General features: G+C 53.2%; 14 protein-coding genes. 3 read left to right on the forward strand and 11 right to left on the reverse strand.

The genetic code is table 11. The features are described from left to right. The first annotated feature begins 127 nt into the window (after positions 1-127). Both A6X21_RS15825 and A6X21_RS15830 read left to right on the forward strand, forming a co-directional pair. Complete coding sequence (locus tag A6X21_RS15825) at positions 128-3,046, forward strand: hypothetical protein (protein ID WP_068849543.1); 2,919 nt, start codon at positions 128-130, stop codon at positions 3,044-3,046. Continuing rightward, the gene (locus A6X21_RS15830) at positions 3,013-3,951 is read left to right on the forward strand and encodes a leucine-rich repeat domain-containing protein (protein WP_068849545.1); all 939 of its coding nucleotides are present in this window, start codon (positions 3,013-3,015) and stop codon (positions 3,949-3,951) included. The genes A6X21_RS15825 and A6X21_RS15830 overlap by 34 nt, the downstream gene beginning before the upstream one ends. 47 nt (positions 3,952-3,998) lie before the next feature. Here A6X21_RS15830 and bioD read toward each other — a convergent pair whose 3' ends face one another. From bioD to A6X21_RS15855, 5 genes are all read right to left on the reverse strand, one after another. Next, positions 3,999-4,745 carry a dethiobiotin synthase gene (gene bioD / locus A6X21_RS15835; protein WP_068849547.1) on the reverse strand — a complete coding sequence of 249 codons (747 nt, stop codon included), beginning with the start codon at positions 4,743-4,745 and terminating at the stop codon, positions 3,999-4,001. 23 nt (positions 4,746-4,768) lie between these two features. Next, positions 4,769-7,465: a DUF1549 domain-containing protein gene (locus A6X21_RS15840; protein WP_068849549.1), complete on the reverse strand. Its 2,697-nt coding sequence runs from the start codon at positions 7,463-7,465 to the stop codon at positions 4,769-4,771. Between the two features lie 146 nt (positions 7,466-7,611). Then, positions 7,612-8,220, reverse strand: a complete 609-nt coding sequence (locus tag A6X21_RS15845; protein WP_083233652.1) for a sigma-70 family RNA polymerase sigma factor — start codon at positions 8,218-8,220, stop codon at positions 7,612-7,614. Positions 8,221-8,544: 324 nt separating this feature from the next. Then, positions 8,545-9,864, reverse strand: a complete 1,320-nt coding sequence (locus tag A6X21_RS15850) for a DUF1501 domain-containing protein (protein ID WP_068849551.1) — start codon at positions 9,862-9,864, stop codon at positions 8,545-8,547. 117 nt (positions 9,865-9,981) lie between these two features. Further along, positions 9,982-11,874, reverse strand: coding sequence for a DUF1549 and DUF1553 domain-containing protein (locus tag A6X21_RS15855; protein ID WP_068849553.1), 1,893 nt, complete (start codon positions 11,872-11,874; stop codon positions 9,982-9,984). 588 nt (positions 11,875-12,462) lie between these two features. Between A6X21_RS15855 and A6X21_RS15860 the strand changes: the two genes are divergently transcribed. Next, entirely contained in the window at positions 12,463-13,611 is a 1,149-nt protein-coding gene (locus A6X21_RS15860; protein ID WP_068849556.1) for a VWA domain-containing protein, read from the forward strand. A 294-nt stretch (positions 13,612-13,905) separates the two neighbouring features. Here the strand turns inward: A6X21_RS15860 and A6X21_RS15865 are convergent, their stop codons facing one another. The 6 genes from A6X21_RS15865 to metG form a co-directional block, all read right to left on the reverse strand. After that, positions 13,906-14,265 carry a cyclic-phosphate processing receiver domain-containing protein gene (locus tag A6X21_RS15865; protein WP_068849558.1) on the reverse strand — a complete coding sequence of 120 codons (360 nt, stop codon included), beginning with the start codon at positions 14,263-14,265 and terminating at the stop codon, positions 13,906-13,908. Between the two features lie 13 nt (positions 14,266-14,278). Next, complete coding sequence (locus A6X21_RS15870; protein ID WP_131818377.1) at positions 14,279-14,566, reverse strand: hypothetical protein; 288 nt, start codon at positions 14,564-14,566, stop codon at positions 14,279-14,281. Positions 14,567-14,687: 121 nt separating this feature from the next. After that, positions 14,688-15,638 carry a hypothetical protein gene (locus A6X21_RS15875; protein WP_068849562.1) on the reverse strand — a complete coding sequence of 317 codons (951 nt, stop codon included), beginning with the start codon at positions 15,636-15,638 and terminating at the stop codon, positions 14,688-14,690. Positions 15,639-15,939: 301 nt separating this feature from the next. Next, on the reverse strand, positions 15,940-17,160 hold the full coding sequence (locus A6X21_RS15880) for an FtsW/RodA/SpoVE family cell cycle protein (RefSeq protein WP_068849565.1): 1,221 nt from the start codon (positions 17,158-17,160) through the stop codon (positions 15,940-15,942). Between the two features lie 65 nt (positions 17,161-17,225). Further along, the gene (mraY, locus tag A6X21_RS15885) at positions 17,226-18,329 is read right to left on the reverse strand and encodes a phospho-N-acetylmuramoyl-pentapeptide-transferase (RefSeq protein ID WP_083233653.1); all 1,104 of its coding nucleotides are present in this window, start codon (positions 18,327-18,329) and stop codon (positions 17,226-17,228) included. A 210-nt stretch (positions 18,330-18,539) separates the two neighbouring features. Next, positions 18,540-19,508 carry a methionine--tRNA ligase subunit beta gene (metG, locus tag A6X21_RS15890; protein ID WP_240490290.1) on the reverse strand — a complete coding sequence of 323 codons (969 nt, stop codon included), beginning with the start codon at positions 19,506-19,508 and terminating at the stop codon, positions 18,540-18,542. Positions 19,509-19,610 lie beyond the last annotated feature (102 nt).

The following is a 19,610-nucleotide window of genomic DNA, read 5'->3' on the forward strand; positions in this document are numbered from 1 at the left end:
CAAAGTCAGTGAAATCAAGGATTTCATCAGACTTGCATCCCTCGATGGCCTGCCGAATGATTGACGATTCCACCTCATCAATCATTGAACAGAAAACGACCGCTTCGATACGCTGAGCTAACGACGCATGAGTTTCGATCTACGACTTTTCCCGCTGACTTTATGCATTCTGATCTGGAGTCATGCAGCCTCATTGTGGGCGGCAGAAGCCGAGTTTACGGCTCGCTGGAGCGATGGCAGTACCTCGCGACCTGCTCAACTCCGGGACTGGAATGATCCAGCGGCTGAACCAAGGCTGGGAGATCTACGACTCTTCGAGCCTTCCAACCCTGTCGTCAGTTTATGGCGATCGCCAGTCCCTCCCTCGGCTCGTCGAGGCATTCGCGTCGAACTGTCGGGAGGTGATCGACTGGCTGGCGAAGTCCTCGGCTGGTCGAACGGGCTGGAAGATCCCTTCGAAACGATGCCCGCCTATTTTCTGGTGCGTCCACTGGCACCAGCTTATCCCCCTGAGGCTCGGCACCAGCAGACCATCCGCGTTCAAGCCAGTCACGTACGGCGAATCGTGTGGGAGGCCATGGCGGGAGAAACTTACCAGCCCGGAACCGTCTGGTTGAGAAATGGCGGCCGCATCAGTTTTCGTACATGCCGCTGGAGCAACTCGACGGTCAATCTGCTGGCGGCAACCGGTCTCAAAGAAATTCCCTTGTCAGACCTGGCGGAGATTCATCTTCCTCTGGATGACGAATGGCAGAGGTTTTTTGAAACCGCAGCGGCATTAACGCCCAATGGTAAAGGACGCTGGATTCGTCTGGAGACGACGGATGGCAGTCTGTTAACCACATCGACACAGCGCTTACAGGGACGCCATTATGGCGACCGCAATCGACAAGCTGACTGGTATCAGTTGATCCAACCGGCATGGGCGCTGGATCCCTTATGGATGCGATTTCCGCAGATTCTCAGTTGGCAGACGTGGATTGTGACTGAACCACCCTTGAGCTGGTTTTACCCTTCAGAGATTGTCTACTCACCAGCCTTTGGCAAAAGCTGGCCACCAAGTTGGAACAGCAGTGTCAATGGAACGCGTCTAACGGCAGGTGACAATCACAGCCAGAATGGGTGGGGAGTCTTCGGCACCAGTCAGATCACTTTTCAGATTCCCGATTTCGTCGAAAGCATTCGCACCTCATGGGGATTCGACCCTGCAGCGCAGAAGCGAGGCTGTGCCAGCGCAACAATTCGTGTGCATGCGGGTGAAGTCGTCTCCACGTTGTTTGAAAGTGGGGAAAAGTCGGGTGCTGAGTCTGCCATCTCGACCGATTGGATTTCGATACCCACATCAGCCGGTGTTCCCCGCCAGTTAGTTCTGGGAACTGACATGCAGGCCAACTCTTCCTCACCCGGAGCCGATCCTCTCGATCTGCGAGACTTCACGAACTGGATGGAGCCCCAACTGAGGCTGAATGCCACGGCGGCTGGTGAAATGACTTCGGCAGCGTCCTACCAACTGATCTCCGGCTGGTCGGGATGGAATCTGACGGGATGGAATCAAACGGGCCGGGTAACAGCTACCGTGACTGTGCGAAATCAACTCGAGAATTGGAGTACAAAAGAACCTCGCTTTCGCAGTCTGGCCCGGCTCGGTGGTGAGGCCCTGCTCCTCACACGGCGGCTTCAGCTCAAATCGACCGATCGATGGATTGTCATTCATGCAGCCCGAGAAGCTGAGACACAGGCCCCCATCTATTGTGCAGTTCGCTTGAACGGAGAAGGGGTTGGCCTGGCGACCTTGCCCAAGCGTGAAGGGGCCATTGACCCACAGCCTGTCATGTTCCCGATACCCGCCCTGGCAGGCCAGACAGCTTCATGTGAAGTCGTGCTGTTCACTGACGACAAGGCGGCTGAATTTGACTTTCGTGGAGTCGCTCTGACTCCTCACCAACCGGGAATTCTTCCCGTCTTTGACGAACAAGCGGAGTTCGCATCGCTGTTGACATCAGGAGAAGGAACGGCCCGAATCAGTCCCGATCTTCCCTATTCAGGACAGGTCAGCCTGGAGATACGTCCCACTGATCGCAGTGGACCAACTCTTTACAACCAGGAAATTCCCATACGCGAGCATCCCAAACTGGGTGAATTCCGATTTATTACGTTTGCCTGGAGAAAAATCGACGACGACAAAAAATCCCGCGAAACCATCCGACTCATGCTTGCCCATGAAGGTCGCCTCGGGAATGAAATCGCCGAAGCGGCGTTAGATCGTCTACGCGGCCGACCGGCTGTCGCTCGAACTGGTGGAAAACCACTGGAAGATCGCGGCATGCGACATGGATACACCTACGATGCCGGTGATGCCAAGCAATCTGCCGGAGCACCACTGCGAGTCGACTGGTCTTTGCCTCGGAACTGGCAATGGGTCTCGCGAGATCTCTTCAGTGATTTTGGCAGTCTCTCCCTGACAGGATTCGGATTTGCCACGACGGGTGAAACTGCTGCGTATTTCGATTCCATCACTCTGGCCCGGACTCCCGATGATGTCACTCGCATCCGGCAAAAGCTTCAGGAATCCAAAGAGCCTCCCAGACTCCCGGAAGGGATTCAGGAAATTGTCACTCAAGGCGAGGACTACAGCCGCCTGCTCAAGCTGGTGGCTCCCCAGTTTGTGGCCTCGAGTTCTCAAGGCGGACTTCATTGGGCGAAGCAATACGCAGGCGAAAGTGACGTCATCCGGTCACATCCCCCGGAAGCCAATCGTCCGTTCCGTATGTTCGCCTATATCACTCGAACTGGAGACCGCCCCGTCACATTGACAGGCAAGGTTCGAGCCGAAAATGATCGCGATTTCAAACTCGTGATTCTGGTTCAAGGACGCTCGATTGAAGAGCGGATCATCTCTGGCAAAGATCAGTGGGTCGAGTTGAACATCGACCTCACACCTTATACTCAAGACAAACGACCGCTCTCTGTCGAAGTGCGACATGAAGGCCACAACTGGGATAACGAATCGGCATGGTGGAAATCACTTCAAATTCAAGGACTTTAACAACGGCTCGACTCGCCTGGCTCGCTTTAACTTTGCAGTTCCTGGTGATCCTCCAGCCCGGTTGCGGCAGTTCGACAACCACAGCCGATCATGAAACCATGCCCGATCCTCCCTCACAGGATGTGGCGATGGCCCCTTTGGCACCCGAGCAACCCGAAGATCCTTTGCAGAAGTTTCAGCGGGAGCTCAAGGCTCGAAATCCGTTTCTGCGCCTGGAGAACATGCGTGCCGAAGAAGAAAACGGGACAATTGTACGAGCCGAATTCGAGAATGCCGATCTGGTGGATCTGTCACCGCTGGCTTCCACAAAACTCGAGGCTTTAGGGATTCGGAACAGCCTGATTCAGGATTTATCACCACTGAAAGAGTTGCCTCTCAAGGCCCTTTATCTGGAGGAATGTCAGGTGAAGGATCTGTCTCCCCTGGCGAATTCTTCCATCAGCACTTTGTGGGTCACTTATGCTCCACTGGTCGATATCAAACCGCTGGAAGGTCTCCCTTTGAAAGAATTGAACCTGCTGGGAACGCAGGTCAAGGACATCACTCCGCTCGCCAAGTCCCCCTTGGAGATGCTCTGGCTCAATGAGACACAAGTCTCCGAGATCGCACCTCTGGCAGGGCTGCCTCTGGTGAGCCTGACACTGCATAAAACACCAGTCAAAGATCTTTCACCACTCGCAAAAAGCACCTCTCTGAAGCGTCTGCATATCGGAGAGACTGCCGTCGAAGATCTGACACCTTTAGCCAGTCTGAAACTCGATCGGTTGATCTTCACACCGGAAAAGATTCAATCAGGTCTGGAAGTGATTCGCCAGATGCCCTCTTTGAAAGAGCTGGATACGCAGTTTGGTCAAACTCCCCTGCGTACACCAGCGCAATTCTGGGCCGATACCAATCGGCCATGAAATACAGTCAACCGTGGAAAAACTCGGCTCTATTAAATCGATAATCTTCACTGGCCGAGTTCAAGTTCCTGATGCCTCAGGTTTGGTGAGTGAGAAAAGCAGGCTGCAGGATCGATCGTGGCGGGCCAGGGTTGATCAGGTGCGATCACAGCGAGAACGGGTACTCCGGAGCGGTCTGTGATTTCCTTGATGTTCTCCATGACCGATTGCTGTGCAAACGGCAATGCCGAAGTCATGACGACGCCAGCAATTGGTAACCCCCGTTGCCGAATGGCGGCAATTGTCAGCAGTGTATGATTAATGGTTCCGAGGCCCGGGCGTGCGACAATCAGCATAGGAAAGCCGATATCGACAGCCAGATCCAGGACAACATCCTGCTCAGAGATCGGGGCAAAGATTCCTCCCGCTCCTTCGACAAGCAGCAGATCGACTCGATCCAGCCACCAGTCGACACCAGAACGCAGTTGCTCAGCCGAAACTGTGCGACCTTCCCGGGCAGCAGCTAAAGGAGGTGCCAATGGCTCTAAAAAACATTGTGGACAAACTTGTGATTTCGGAAACCGCTGGCCAGTGGCATTCCACAACTTATGGACATCATGCCACTGGGGTAATGAGAAACTCCCCTGACTGGTGACCATCGCACCAGAGCAGGCGGGTTTGTAAGCCCCCACGTTATGTCCCGAACTCAGCAGGGCCTCAATGATCCTGCAGGAGACATAGGTCTTGCCCACATCAGTGTCAGTTCCGGTGACGAACAGACCGCGGACTTTGGAGAGTGATGTCATAAGTTGCATGCGAGGATGTGGCAGATAGGAGCCTAGTGATTCATGCGAAACTCAGACGAATTCAGCAGAGCCCAGGCAAAATCACGCCAGAGATCAAGGGTCAGCATTTCGGCATTCTCGCCATTTTTGACTTGACCCGCGACCTTCGACAAAGCCGCTCGAAGTAAGGTCAATTCTGTTTCAGTCGCTTTGCGGGATACAATGGCCATCGTCAGAGCATTCGCGCGATCGACATCTCTGGGATATCGCTTCAAAGTTTCCGCAAGAAGCGTCCCTGATGCGGCAGTAAGCAGATCTTGAGTTAGATCGCCATTCATCAGCGTGAGGACTTCCTGTAATGGCGAAGCATACAGACTCGTCTCGATATTCTCTTCAGTGGGAAGTTGTTGAATAAAAGGTGCGATCCATTCCTGACGTTTTTCAATAGCTTCCATCCAGAACTGCTGCTGCCCAGGAACAGGACTTTTCATGATCAGAAAAGAATCAAAGATCTGCTCGGGGGAAAGTGGCCTGGCACGCATGAATTCAAAAGACGTGTAATCCTCCCGGATCACTGACTCGCTTCCCGTGGCATTCGGCAGGGACTTCGGAGCAGAATCAAAATCCACGATCGAGGCCAGTTGGTAAGGCCTCGAGTTCACCAGGCAACGCACGAGTTCCCGAATGCTGTAGTTCTCCTGAACGAAACTGCGCGTCAGCAACTCAAGTAACTCAGGATGAACTGGCGGCTGGTGAACCCCCATATCATCGACTGGAGTCGTAAATCCTCGACCGAAGAACTGGCTCCACTGGCGATTCACGAAAGCACGTGCCAATTGATGATCGTGATCTTCAGCCAGAATACGCCCTAACTCCACCCGCCGGCGAGTTGTGGCAGAATCATCAACCTCTTGCCCTGCCCAGCGGGGAAAAGCAGCGACCGATGTCTGATTCGTTGTTTCAAAATAAACCGGGCCAGCGACAGGCAGATCATATAACTCGTGAGCAACCTGCACCCGTTTTCCCGTCTGCTGATCGAGCACGAGAACGGGACGACTGCTGGCCTGACGGAAAAAGCTGTTCAATTCCCAGAATTTCGCCTGACGAGCATCGTCAAAGGGATGCTGGTGGCACTGCACGCAGTCGAGGCTCTGCCCGAGAAACAGTCGAGCGGTTCTGGTCGTGGCTGCCGACGCGTCTTGATTCAAGTTGGCCAGCAGGAAATTCGTCGCCCCATTTTCGTGGGAACGTCCACTGGCAGACACAAGTTCCTCGACGATGCGGTTCCATGGGCGATGTCCGGCAAAGCTGACACGCAGGTATTCATGTAAAGCCTGACGATCGGCTGTCTCCAGTCCATGCCGACCGACGAGAAGATTTGTCCAGGTCGTCGCCAGATGTCGGGCAAATCCGGGATCGTCCAGCAATCGGTCCACCAGCCGCTCTCGACGTCCGGGAGAACGATCCGACAGATAGGCCTCGGTCTCTGCTGATGTGGGAATATGGCCGACAAGATCCAGATAGACTCGGCGATGCCATTCAGCTTCGCTCGCCAATGGAGCGGGCGTGAGGTTCTCCTCTTTCCAGGTCTTCGTCAGATAGTCGTTCACTTGAGAGACGACTTGGGCACTGGATAAACGACCTTGAGGATAGGTCAAAGCAATCGACGGTTTAGAGGGCGATTTTACAAACGCACTGACAGATTCCGACAGCGACTTAATTCGTGCAGCCTCTTCAGCCATTGCCTGCTGCTCTTTAAGAGCCTGAGCACGCTGAGCAATCCGTTCTTCTGTCGGACTGGTTTGCGAAATTCCCTGAGGGTTATCGAGTACTGAAAGTGGCAATGCCACTGGCGTTCGACCGTTCGTTCGAGCCGTCGTTTCGGATTCAGAACGATTGAGCGGCCCATTGATCTCGGCAGCAGGAGGCGCCGTAGTATCAACCTTTGTTAGCGAACCGGCTGGAACCGATGCTGACAGATCCGCATGATTAGCCAGAGGCGAATCAAGATTCGCAGCGGGCTTCCACAAACTTGCCAGAAATTGGCCACTATGTCCACGAATCTGCTGCCACGAAGCGATCGACAAACACACCAATAGCACAGCGGCAATACCCGCATATGCCGAGCCCGTTGATTTCAACCATTTATTCAGGCGTCGACTGCGTCGAGACTTGGACTTTCCTGACATCCCACTCAGCCAGGAGGTCGAACCGTGAGTCGATTTCCCGGCGGGAGACAACTGAGATGCCGTTGCCAACGCTTTAACAGCCGTTAACCTCGATGGGAGTTCCTGCCAGAGATAACCCTCAGGCCCGAGAGCCTCTTTCGTCTCCGGTAGAGCAACTTCCTGATCGGTCGATAATGACACCAGAGGTTCATTTTCTGGAATGCTCTCAACCATCAATGACGAGAACTGCTCCCATGTCAATTCAGCCGGGCTCTCCTTGAACTCCGAGTCTCGATCAACTTCAGTATCGGGAACTGCAGCTCGCGCGAAGTCTTTATCAGCAACTGGGTCTTTATCAGAAACCGAGTCTTCATCAGCAACTGGTGAAACTTCATCCTGCCGAGCACCAAAGGCCGCATTCCAATAGAGTGAGCCATGCAGGTCGATGTATCGAATATAAAAGAGTTTGGCCTCTTTCGAAGAGAGAACAATCTGCTCCAGGCGCAGTAGCTCATCTGCATTGATGCGATCTTCGCATAATGCTTCGAGCAGTTGCCAGAGTTCGTCATTCCAGGTCGACATACTTCTCAGTTTTCTGTCTCTTTGCCTCTTTGCCTCTTTGTCTCTCTACGAGATCGGTCTCAATCAGATCAATTCTCGATCATTCCACAGCCTCTACAGGTCATCTTTGATGCATATCCTGGGATTCGTAAAATGACAGATCGAAATTAATGAAACTCAACTGCCAGTTGACGCTGAATACATTCCATAAGTGTCCGTCGAATTCTTCCCAATGATTGATAGACAGAATTCGCTGGCCGTCCAATCTGGCTGGCCAGATCTTTACCACGCTCACCGGGTGCATAGCGGGACTGAATCAGTTCCCGGTCTTTATCTCTCAATTTTCCCAGACAATGTTTTAAAGCCAGCCGACGAGACTCCAGCTCATCGACCTGCTCAACAACTTCACTGGCCACCTGCTCAATAAACTCATCGCTGAATCTGAGTTTCGTTCGCTTCTGTCGACTGCGATGCTTAAGAATCTCGAAGTGAGCGATCTGGCAGACCCAGGCAAAAAAATTACTGCCACTGCGATACTGAGACGACTTTGTCCAAGCGATCACATTGGCTTCCTGCAGAATTTCTTCAGCCTCAACCGGATGCGGCACCTGAGACAATATATACAAATACAACCTTCTTTGAGATTTGGTAAACAGCTGCACAAACTCAGCCTGTGAAGCGGCTTCAGAACCGCTCTCCTTCTGAAAAGTCAAAGCCTCAATCCCCTCACCAGGATTGACTTGAGGCTCAAATTGCTCAGACGGTGAAGTACTCATGCCGCATTTTCACGGACTGGATGTGGATGAACTGATGACATCGACATATCAGAGATCGCAAGAGCAGCGAGGCAAACGAATTAAAGAGGCGCAACGAAGAAAGAAAAACCGTTTAGGCAACTGACTCCGTCGTGCTTCGCGCCTGCCAGATGATCTGTAGCATCCCCCAAAAAACAGTCGGGCGAGACACAGACGGGGAGCTCGGCCAAGCCTCACTCCCCGCCATTGAACTATGTATTGACTCACTCGAAAGAGCACAGAGCTGATGTCAACTCACATCAACCAAGGCCTTTCAACCTGAAGTACTACAACATCCAGAGTCTACTAGGAAATCAATTCCTTAATCGGTGTTCCACCGTTGGCAATTTTCATCGGGCGTCCACGCTTCGACGTATGCACGGTATCAAGAGGAATCCCCAGAGCATGTGCCGCTGTGGCCCAGATATCTCCGGGCAGATAGCTCTTGCCACTGGCGACTGCAATGCCGTCACTGTCGGTCTCGCCAACAGCCACGCCACCACGCAGACCACCGCCACCAATCATTGTCGACCAGCTGGCTGCCCAGTGATCGCGACCGGTATTCTGGTTGATTCGAGGGGTACGACCAAACTCACCCATCCACACAATGACCGTGTTATCGAGCATGCCACGCTCTTTGAGGTCGGTGACCAGAGCGGAAATCCCAGCATCCAATTGGGGCAGCATACGATTCTTCAGCGAATTGAAGACATCGTTGTGGAGATCCCAGCCACCGAAATCGACTTCCACAAATGGCACACCGGATTCGACCAGTCGACGGGCCATCAGGAGGCCACGACCAAAGCCACTAATCCCACCCATTCCACCACCCATGGCATTACCATTCGGTGTTGGACTGTAGCGAGCCAGAGTTTCAGGCGATTCCTGAGCCACCTTGAAAGCGTCCATCTGCTTCGAAGTCATCAGATTCACAGCCTTCTGGTAAATCTCCTTGTGAGACTGACCAGATTCACCGCGCTGCGAGTTGATGAAACCTTCTTCAACAGAGCCCAGCATATCCAGGCGGCGACCCAACTGACTGGCTGACACGCCATTTAAGTCAGCGTTGCGAATACCACCGTTTGAATCCACCACGAAGGGAGCGTTGGACATCCCCAGGAAGCCTGGGCCTGTTCCTTCACGACCGCCACCAATCGAGACAAACGCCGGAATTTCCAGCTCTTTCCGCTTGGTTCCCAGTTCGTAGCTTACCACTGAACCGAAGGATGGATGCACGACCGTCGGGTTGGGAACGTACCCTGTGTGCATGAAATAGGTGCCACGACCATGGTCAGCTTCGCGGGTGCTCATAGCACGCACGACTGACAGGTGATTCATCACCTGAGCGGTCTTGGGCATATGCTCACTGATCTGCAGATCGCCCTTGGTCGAAATGGGCTTGAACTCGCCACCATTCTTGGAACCAGGCTTAAGATCCCAGATGTCAATGGTGGGGGGGCCACCACTCATCCACATGAGGATGCAAGACTTCTGGTTCTTCTTCAGCTCTGCTGCGTTGGCCCGCACATGAGAGATGAATTCAAGAGCCGGAATTGTTGCAGCTGTCGCTGCCAGGTGCCGCACGAAGTGTCGGCGACTCATACCGTCAGGCTGGAAAATTGACATAAACTGATCTCCGACTCTCAATTTGACAAATTGAACTTGTTTGAAGAACTCGACTGACTGACTCAATAGACTTTGTAGACTTCTCTACTGAATAACGCACCGAAACCACGGAATGTTCTAGTGAATGAAGATAAATTCGTTCGAATTCAGCAAAGCCCAGAACATATCCTGATAAACCGGAATCAGGTTTCCACCCGAACTCGAAGCATATTTCTGGAATCGAGCCCATTCGGCCGCAGTCGGCATGCGACTGAGAACCGACAGATAGAGAATGTTGAGCTTCTGACGCTCATTCCCTTTACCGGCAAGGACTTCAGCCAAATGTGAACCAGGCTTCAAAGCCACGGCATCACGTGTCAACGGCCCGTTCATCATCATTAGAGCCTGAGGAATCGTCCCATCAAAACCACTTGATTCTTCGTTATCGTCCGTACCAAAAGCCTGCACGAACTGCTGAAGCCACTCTTGCCGCTGCTCTTCCGATTGCTCCCAGCCAGCGCGACCGGTCTTATGGGCATTCGTCGCGACAATCAACGAATCATAGAGTTGCTCGGCCCGCATTGGCTTGACGTAAATGTGGCTGAACAAAGGAGTTTCGCCAGCGGCTGGGTTGTCTCGTTCATTCTTCTTAATCCCCCGACTCGTCAGGCTGTAGGCCTCAGCATTCGCAATCCAGCGAATGAGCTGACGGGAGTCATAGCCACTTTTGACAAACTCATCCGACAACCGATCCAAGAGTGCAGGATTGGAGGATGGATTGTGTGGACCCATATCGTCAACGGGCCGGGTAAACCCATAACCAAAGAAGTGGCCCCACATCCTGTTGACGTAAGCTGTTGCCACAAGAGGTCTTTCGCCAGATGTCATCAGCTTGGCCAGCTCTGTTCGACGGTCAACCCCTTCGCTGGCATCAACTTCGGCTCCGAGATAAATCGGGTAGGCCACCTGCATCAATCCGCTGCGTTTCTCAAAGAACACCGGCCCGCTGAAGTCACGGAAAAGAACCTCAGAATAATCATCGACCTGCCGCCCGGTACGAGGGTCGAGCTTCTGATGGTCCATCTTGCGGACTTGCCGGAAAAAGCTGTTGAACTGCCAGAACTGATCCTGCTTCCATTCATTAAATGGATGGTTGTGGCATTGCGTACACTGAACCTGCATCCCCATGAAAAGACGGGTCGTCTTCGCGGTCAACTGCACGCCGTCATCGTTGTCCTGCATCTGGGCCAGAATGAAATTTGTTGCTCCATTCTTTTCGAAGTGACCTTCCGCCGAGACCAGATCGAAAACCATCTCGTTCCAGGGACGATTCTTGGCAAATCCTTCTCGGAAAAATTTCTGCATCCCAGTCCGGCTCACACGGCGAGGTGTTCGCTGGCCAATGCACAGATTCGTCCAGATCGTGGTAAAATTCCGCACATAACCCGGATCTTCCAGCAGAGCTTCAATCAGCTCCGATCGCTTGGTCTTGCTCTTATCAGCGATAAAGTCCTGCACCTCTTCAGCCGAAGGAATTCTCCCGACAATATCGAGGTACACCCGGCGGATCCATTCGGCATCATCGGCCATAGGAGAAGGCTCAACATCGTTGTCCTTCCACCCCTGGCGAAGACTTTCATTGATGAATTGCACAACGGGATCCGATGCTGCCGTTCGCACACCGGGCTTGTTCGTTGCAGGCTTAACGCGGGCTGGAAGATCATCACCACCGCCGGCAGCTTTCGCTCCCGGAACTTTAGCTTCAGGGGCTTTCATGGAAGGCCCATCCATTGCCTCCATCTCACCCTTCATCTCTGGCGATTTCACACCTGGTTTCAACGAATCAGGCTTCAACGAGCCCGGCTTATCGGACATCCCTGGCTTGGCCTCCATTTCCTGAGCCAACAGGGATCCATGAGCCAAAAGAGCGAAACCGGAAAACGCCGAAACTGCCAGCGACAGCCCACAGGCCAGCACACCAGCTTTTCGCCAGCTTGAACCGACTTTTGCCTGAGATTCATTGTTTGTCATAAGTTTTCCGCCCAAATCAAGTCTCTAAGGTGAACGGCCGACTTCACAGCTTCCTGCAAATGGCCCGCATATTTCCGAACAGCTCACTCAACTCGACAACTGACTCAGCTCAACAATCACCAACTCACACGCAGAATCTACAGCAGCCAAGAAACCGAGAGATTCTTGACCACAAAAGCACTTCTGGAAAACACTGCTTCCATCGTCGCCAACTTGCGCCTCAGTCACAACACCAAAAATCAACTGAACTGCAAATTTTTCAGGAGGTTACGCGAAGGACAACCTCCCTGAACCCTCCGCTGCAAACCGCAATTATGCCACAAGAAAGCCAATTTCCGAAATTACGCCAATCACATATGTCATTGGTATTACCTGAGAAAATGAGTCGAGGTTCGTGGAAATCTCACTCCACACACATCAATTGGCCAAAACACTGTTATTACGTTCACACCTCGGTAAAGCAAGTCCCCGAAGTTTTGCTCCCGAAAGAAATGCACGCCCGCAGCCTCAACCCGTCTACAATACAGTCAAGAGTTGCAGCATCGTTGAGGGGTTGGCCGGTCAATTGTTCGGTCGTGGGAAAAGCTCATGGATTTTCGATACTCACGCTATGACGAAAACAACGCGTTTTCCCCTCAATCGGCCGACGAACTCTTCGACCAGCTCTCCGAATACATGTTGCAATACGGAGACGAAGTCCTCGACAACCTGAGCGATTGGGAAGAGCAACAACCCGATGTCGTTGACATGCTCATCCGCCAGGGACTCGTCGAAAAAGATCGCGAAGGACGGTACTCCGTCACTCCCAAAGGTCTCAAACGCGTCGAGAATCGAGCCCTCGATGAACTCTTCCAGGTCCAGCGCAAAGATTCCTTCGGCAAACATCAGGTCGATTTTCGCGGCCCAGGCGAAGTCTTGCAGGATGAATCCAAGAACTATGAATTCGGAGACGCCATCTCCAATCTCAATCTGCACGAAACGATGCGGTCCGCCATGTCTCGCCACGCCCGGGAAGGCAAACTCGCCGACCAGCAGATCCACATCCAGGAAGATGACCTCGTTCTTTACGACCAGCAGTATCAGACCAACTGCGCGACAGTCCTCCTGGTCGATATGTCCGGCAGCATGACCCGCATGGGCAAGTACGGGTCGGCCAAGCGTGTCGCCATGGCTTTGCAGGCCCTGATCAATGGCCGCTATCAAGGAGATTTTCTCCAGATCGTTGGATTCTATACCTATGCCAGCCCATTGAGTTCCAAAGAACTCTTTGCCTCGGCCCCCAAACCAGTCAGCATGTACGACCCGCGCATCCGGCTGCGCATTCCTCTCGATAATGCTCCAGCATTCGTGCCACAACACTTCACGAATATTCATGCAGGGCTGCAGTTCGCCCGCAGGATCCTCAATAAGCAGCCGACCCAGAATCGACAGATCCTCATTGTCACCGATGGCGAGCCCACAGCTCATGTTGAGGGCAGAGATCTCATGCTGATCTACCCCCCCAGCGAACAGACTGCACTTGCTACTTTAGCCGAAGCCAAACGCTGTGCGGCAGAAGGAATCAGTATCTCGAGCTTCGCACTCATTGAAGATTATTTCTACCTCGAACTGGTCAACTTCGTTCAACGCATGGCCGAAGTCACGGGTGGCATTTCCGCCTACTGCAACGCCGGCGATCTGGGAAACCTCGTCATTGAAAGCTTCATTAAAGGCCGCAAAAAACGCATGGCAAGATGAGGCTTCTAGCGAATGAGTTTCTTCAAACGCACGACCATTCGCTTTATAGACTTATCAACTGCCTCTTAGAGGCAGAATGATACACTCGGAACCCAAACCACCCGTGCCATGCTTATAGCTTTGGATGAGTATGCCGAATACACGTAGATTATTATTCAATAATACTCTCACAGAACATGCTTTCCCGGCTCCACCACAATTATGGCTTTGATGCAGTTTCGCATAATGAAGTCAGCAACGAAATGGTTGACCAGAGATGCGATATCGAAAAATGCAATATGCCATCTTAACTGCTCAATAAGACGACTCCGGCTCTGATGCAGCCCGTTCGTGATCAGTCCAATACCGGTCGGCGTTCTCCATGGCGCGGCGAATGGCACTTGCTCCGACGGTATTGGCTGAGTGAACTCGCCATGCGAGGCGAGGGAGTTCATTGTGGAAAGCCCGCTGTTCGATCCAGCAGGCAAGATCGTAGCCTGTGGCCGTTGTTCCCAGATCGTGATCCAGCGAAATGAACCCCACATGGCCTTGCCGCAAACGGGCCATAGCCGCATCGACGGTCTTCACCCAGACCATGCTCGCATCGGCATTGAACAACTCCTGAATCCGCCGGTTCTTGGGATCGCGCTCGTCATCCAGCCAGAGTTCAATCATTCAGAGCTCTCCTTCAGAATGCGGCGTCAATCGCGTCAAGAGCCTCTCTGGCTCCTAGTGGAATGGCGACGCCGTTGGAGGGAGAGTCACAGTCCCGGGGATTAATGCGGATGACCGCTTGGCACTGGTCTTCGACTTCCAACCAGACAGTCAGGATGACGGCCCACCGGGCTGGATCACCGTCGGGCACGTCACCATCCAACTCCAACTCGTCCTCAAAATCCAGCAAGCCGTAAATGAAAATGTGGGCCAGAATCAGCTCAGAGCCACGGGCATGGCACACAGAGCGTTGTTGTTTCATGGAATGCCGATACACCGCTTCGGCAAATACAAAGGCCGATGGAACTTAATGAAGAAGTTCCATCGGCCCATGAAATGTGATGCCATCAAGAAATGCCGGGCAGACTGATTGGTACGGCTCGTTACCGAACAGAATAGATTTTGGGGTCATCGACGATAAATCGGGTCGACCACGTCTTGCCATCATCCATGTTGACGATGTTGAAGAAGAATGTATTTACCTGCTCACAGCGATAGCTGTAAGGGAAGCTGGAATACAAATGATCGCTTGCCTTGAGGTCTTCAACGCCAGGATGTGCATAGTAATGCACTTGTCCATCGGGAGTGAACGACATCCCCAATGTCCACCAGCCGGGCTGAGTGATTTTCGGCCCGGGAACATCTTCACCGCGTGAGCCCGAGCGAAGCAGCAGAATCGCATGGTCTTCCTGATAACCATCCGCCTTACGATTGAACTGCACAAAAAAGCCCGGCCAGTAATTCTCAAGCTTTTTGGCAGGTGTCGAGTTACGTCTCAATCGACCAAAGCCACTGCTGGCGGCTGGATTGTTAATGGTCGTCTGACAATCGGTACGGAAGCCAAACTGCGAACCAGTTCGCTTTTCCCACTGTTCAAAGGGGGGCATGTAAACGCGTACCACAAAGCTGGGCGATCGATTGACTGGCAGATAACCAATCGTCTGAGCGACACCAGCGATTAGATCGTCCTGCTGGAACTTGCCTGAGAGCTGACCGGGAATTCCTGAATTCAAAGTCTGAATCGCCAGTGCTCCTTTGCTGCCGGGGATACCGCCAGCGGGAGTTTCCACGCGTTTCACGAAATCGGGAGTTCCGCGATAGGTGCTCTCGTGCCATTTGTAATTGGCAGAAAATCCTGCCGGATGACGAACGGTCTTATCAATGTTGGAACTTGCCTTAGGCAAGTTGTAAGTAAAGTTCCAGTTTTCGTCTTCGAAGTCATCACAGGCATTGGAAAGGAGTGTCCCAGTACCGGGGACGAGTTGTGCATCAGCCAGGGCAGGAATCAACCCCAGAAGAATCGCCGCAGAACAGGCCAAAGTACGCAAAGACATTGCATTCCCCGAAATCACAAGAGGACTAGAGCCCGAGGCGAAAGCTGCAGTCGCGACATCTTGCCGCGACTTGCAGTTTCATCGACTCTCGCATCCGTGCGAGATGGCTGGGCTATCCACCATGCGAGAAGTATCGGCGATGTCGATTCTTCCAGTTGATTCACAAGTGGAGCCAGAACCGGCCTGATTGATCGATTTTATCCATCAGCACCTTACAGCCGATGGTAACGTTACAGCCGATAATCTCAACGCAGATTGACTGATTGATCGACTCGGCCTTCAAGATCGTCGGACAAGGGCCTCAAGCTGGTAAGACAGGGGTTTCAGGAGATTTGCTTTGTCGGGTGAGGCTTAAAATCATTCCCATACTGACAAGGCTGACAATGAGATTACTCCCTCCCGCACTGATCAGTGGATGAGAAATTCCCTTGGGGGGAACCATCGCTGTCACCACAGCAATGTTCAACAGGGCCTGCCCGACCAGTTGAGTGAGCAGCACAAAACTGGCCAAACGTCCGACATTGAGTTCAGGCCTCTCTACCCCTCCCGCCTGGCGAATGAGTTGCAGACCGAAATAGAAGAGACTGCCCCATAAAATGAGCAGAGAAAGCGTCCCTACCAGGCCGAGTTCCTCACCGATCACGGCGAAAACAAAATCGGTATTCGCTTCTGGCAGAAAGCTGAGCTTCTGATACCCCATCCCTAAACCAACGCCTGTCCAGCCGCCACTTCCTAAAGTGACCAGCGATTGTTTCAACTGGTAAGGTGCTTCGCGCCAATCACTCCATGTCTCCAGGAACCCTGTAATTCTGCGAAGCTGATAGTCCTTCAGCAGAAAAACTCCGAGGCTGGCAGGAATCAACGACACGAGTCCCCATCCGAAATACCGCAGTGGTAAACCGGCGGTGAATAAAGTGAGCAGGACTCCGCCAAAGAGAAACAAGGTCGTCCCCAGATCGGGCTGCAGTGCCACCAGTCCCATGACAATGAATGGCGGCAGGAGCAGCGGGACGCGAAAGCCAGTCAAGGTTTCACTCAGCGACCAGCGAGACAAAGCAGGATTCTGCAGGGAAATTCTCGCGGCAACCCAAAGTGGCAGAGCAATCTTGGCCAGTTCGGAAGGTTGCAGTGTCATCCCAGCCAGACGCAGCCAGCGCCGGGCTCCTTTCACCCGAACCCCAATTCCCGGGATCAGGACCAATACCAGAAGAATCATCACTCCCAGAAGCAGCCAGGGTGCGGCTCTCACCCAGATTTTTGCCGGGATCGCTGCCGCGATACCAGCGGCAACGAGTCCGAGGGCGATGAATGTCAGATGCTTGGAAAGATAAACCTGGTCAATTTCAGTCGGGCGACTGGTCACACTGGCACTGTGGACTACAAAGAGTCCGAAACCTAGCAGCAAGCCCGCGAGAGCGACAAAGACAGTTCTCGTAAACTCGATCTGAGAGGCCAGTTTTTCGTCGCAGGTGGGAACCGAGGGTTTAAGTTCCGGGATTTCCGGGGAAATGGCAGTGCTCATCTGTCCCCTCGGCTCCACATTTCACGCAACAACGACGTTCCCCGGGCGATTTCGCACGTGAGTATTTATCGGAGCTTGAGGCTGGCCACAGCCAGTAATGCCAACACAGCCGCTCCAATCCAAAATCTCACCACGATCCGAGTTTCCGGATCACCTCGAAAGACGAAGTGGTTGTGCAGTGGCGAGCAGAGGAGTACGCGTTTTCCCGTCAATTTGAATGACGCAACTTGAGCCATCACACTCAACGTTTCCACAACAAAGATTCCGCCAATCATCATCAGCAGGAGTTCCTGCCGAATGACGAGGGCTCCAAAAGCCAGCAAAGCCCCCAGTGGAAGTGAGCCAGTATCTCCCATAAAGACCATGGCCGGATGACAATTGAACCAGAGAAAACCCAGGATCGCACCTGTCATAGCTCCAAAGACAATGCATAACTCCCCTGCACCGACAACATGGGTCATTTCGAGATAAGCAGCCATCGTCTTGTGCCCCGATAGGTAACAGAGAGCCGCCATGGCCGACCCGGCGATCAAGAGGCATCCTCCCGCCAGTCCATCGAGTCCATCCGTCAGATTGACTCCATTGGAACTGCCGACCATGACGAAGCTGCCCCACAGCACGAAGGCAGGGCCCAGACTGATGGTTGCCAACCCCAGATTCAGTGGCAAATCCTCAAGTTGCGGTGCGGTTCGTAAACCCCAGTAGAGTGGAAACAGCACCAGCATACTGGCGATGCATTGGGCAGCGAATTTTTGACGAGCCGTCAGACCGCGCCGCGAGGTACGGTTCTTGACCCAGTCATCAATGGCACCAATCGCACCGAACAGCACGACAGTTACCAATGCCAACTGAAGGTACCGATTGCTGAGATCGCCGCACAAAAGGGCCGCCACGACGATCGCCACGACGATAAAAAGCCCCCCCATCGTTGGCGTCGACTTTTTTGACGAATGCAACTCGTTCAATCGCGCGGAGGCACTGTCGATACGCTCTTGAAAGTTCGACTTCAGCCAGCGGATGGCAAAGGGGCCGTAAAAGATTGCCACCAGGAACGAAGAAAACGTGGCGAGAGCCGTTCGAGCCGTTAAATAGACGCGAGTCTCGCCAGGCGAGGTGCTCTGCCAGCGTGAGATCTCGTCGGCGTACATGTTCAACAGCCAGAACAGCATCCTTGCTGCGCTCGTATTCTGAAATTATGCGTTTTCCAGTCATCAATTGCGCACTGTCAAGTTGCCATGGCATGCTGGCCCAAAGCTGCAAACATGGCACACAGAACGCTGCGATTTCAGGGAATGCGTATAAGACGGTGAATGATTGGGGCAAAACCAGATTCTGACGAAAGTTTTTTGCTTCCGCCAGATCTGATCCATGAACAACTTCTAGTGAATGCGATGCCCCACTTTGGCACCACTATCCGGGCTCAGGACGAAAACTTGAGTCCCACCTTCACCAGCAGCGAGAACCATCCCCTCACTCGTGCCAAAACGCATCTTGCGAGGGGCCAGGTTGGCACAGAAGACGACCATTCGGCCGACCAGTGTCGCTGGCTCGTAGGCCTGACGGATCCCGGCGAAAATCGTTTTCGTCACATCTCCCCCGAGGGAAAGTGTGAGCTTCAGCAGCTTGTCGGAACCATCCACAAAATCGGCGGTCAGCACTCGCCCCACCCGCAGATCGACTTTCACGAAGTCATCGATCGAGCAATAGGCTTCGGTGAGTGGCTCCTTTGTGAGGGCTTCCAGCGTGTCACCAAAGGCATTGGCGGTTGTCGGTGCGGGGGTCACGGCGGCAGAGGAGCTGTCGACTTGAGGAGTAGCAGCCGGGGCTGCAGCCGGTGCGGATTGGCTTTCTTCGGTCATCGCTTGAACCTGTGCGGGATCGACCCGCTTCATGAGGTGTTCGAATGGATTAACAGGCGAAGCGACCAGAGGAGTCTGAGCTTCATCCCACGATTTCATCGGTGTATTCAGCAGGCTTCCGGTCTGTGCGGCCAACTGAGGCAACACGGGAGCCAGATAAATTGCCAACTGACGGAACAGATTGAGTGCCACGGTACAGACATCCTGAAGCTTCCCTGCCTGCGCAGGATCTTTCTTGAGTGTCCAGGGAGCGTTATCTTCGACGTACTTATTGGCCTTCTCCGCGAGGACCATAATGGCCCTCATGGCCTGAGCATATTCACAGGCTTCATAGAGCTCTGCGATTTTGCCAGCTTCGGCAGCCGCTTCCGCGAACAACCCGCCATCGTCGGGATATTGAGCCGAAAGGCCTGTCGTCTGAGCAAAACGTGCCGTCCGGCTGGCGAGGTTAACCACCTTCCCTACCAGATCCGAGTTGATACGGGCCACGAATTCGTCGAGGTTCAGATCGAGGCCTTCGCATATCGACCGCTATTACAAGGCGGCAGGAACGGTTCTTGATCGTGCATTTCCTGCGACCACAGTCGAAGC

It is taken from the genome of Planctopirus hydrillae (assembly GCF_001707835.1).
Taxonomy (GTDB): domain Bacteria; phylum Planctomycetota; class Planctomycetia; order Planctomycetales; family Planctomycetaceae; genus Planctopirus; species Planctopirus hydrillae.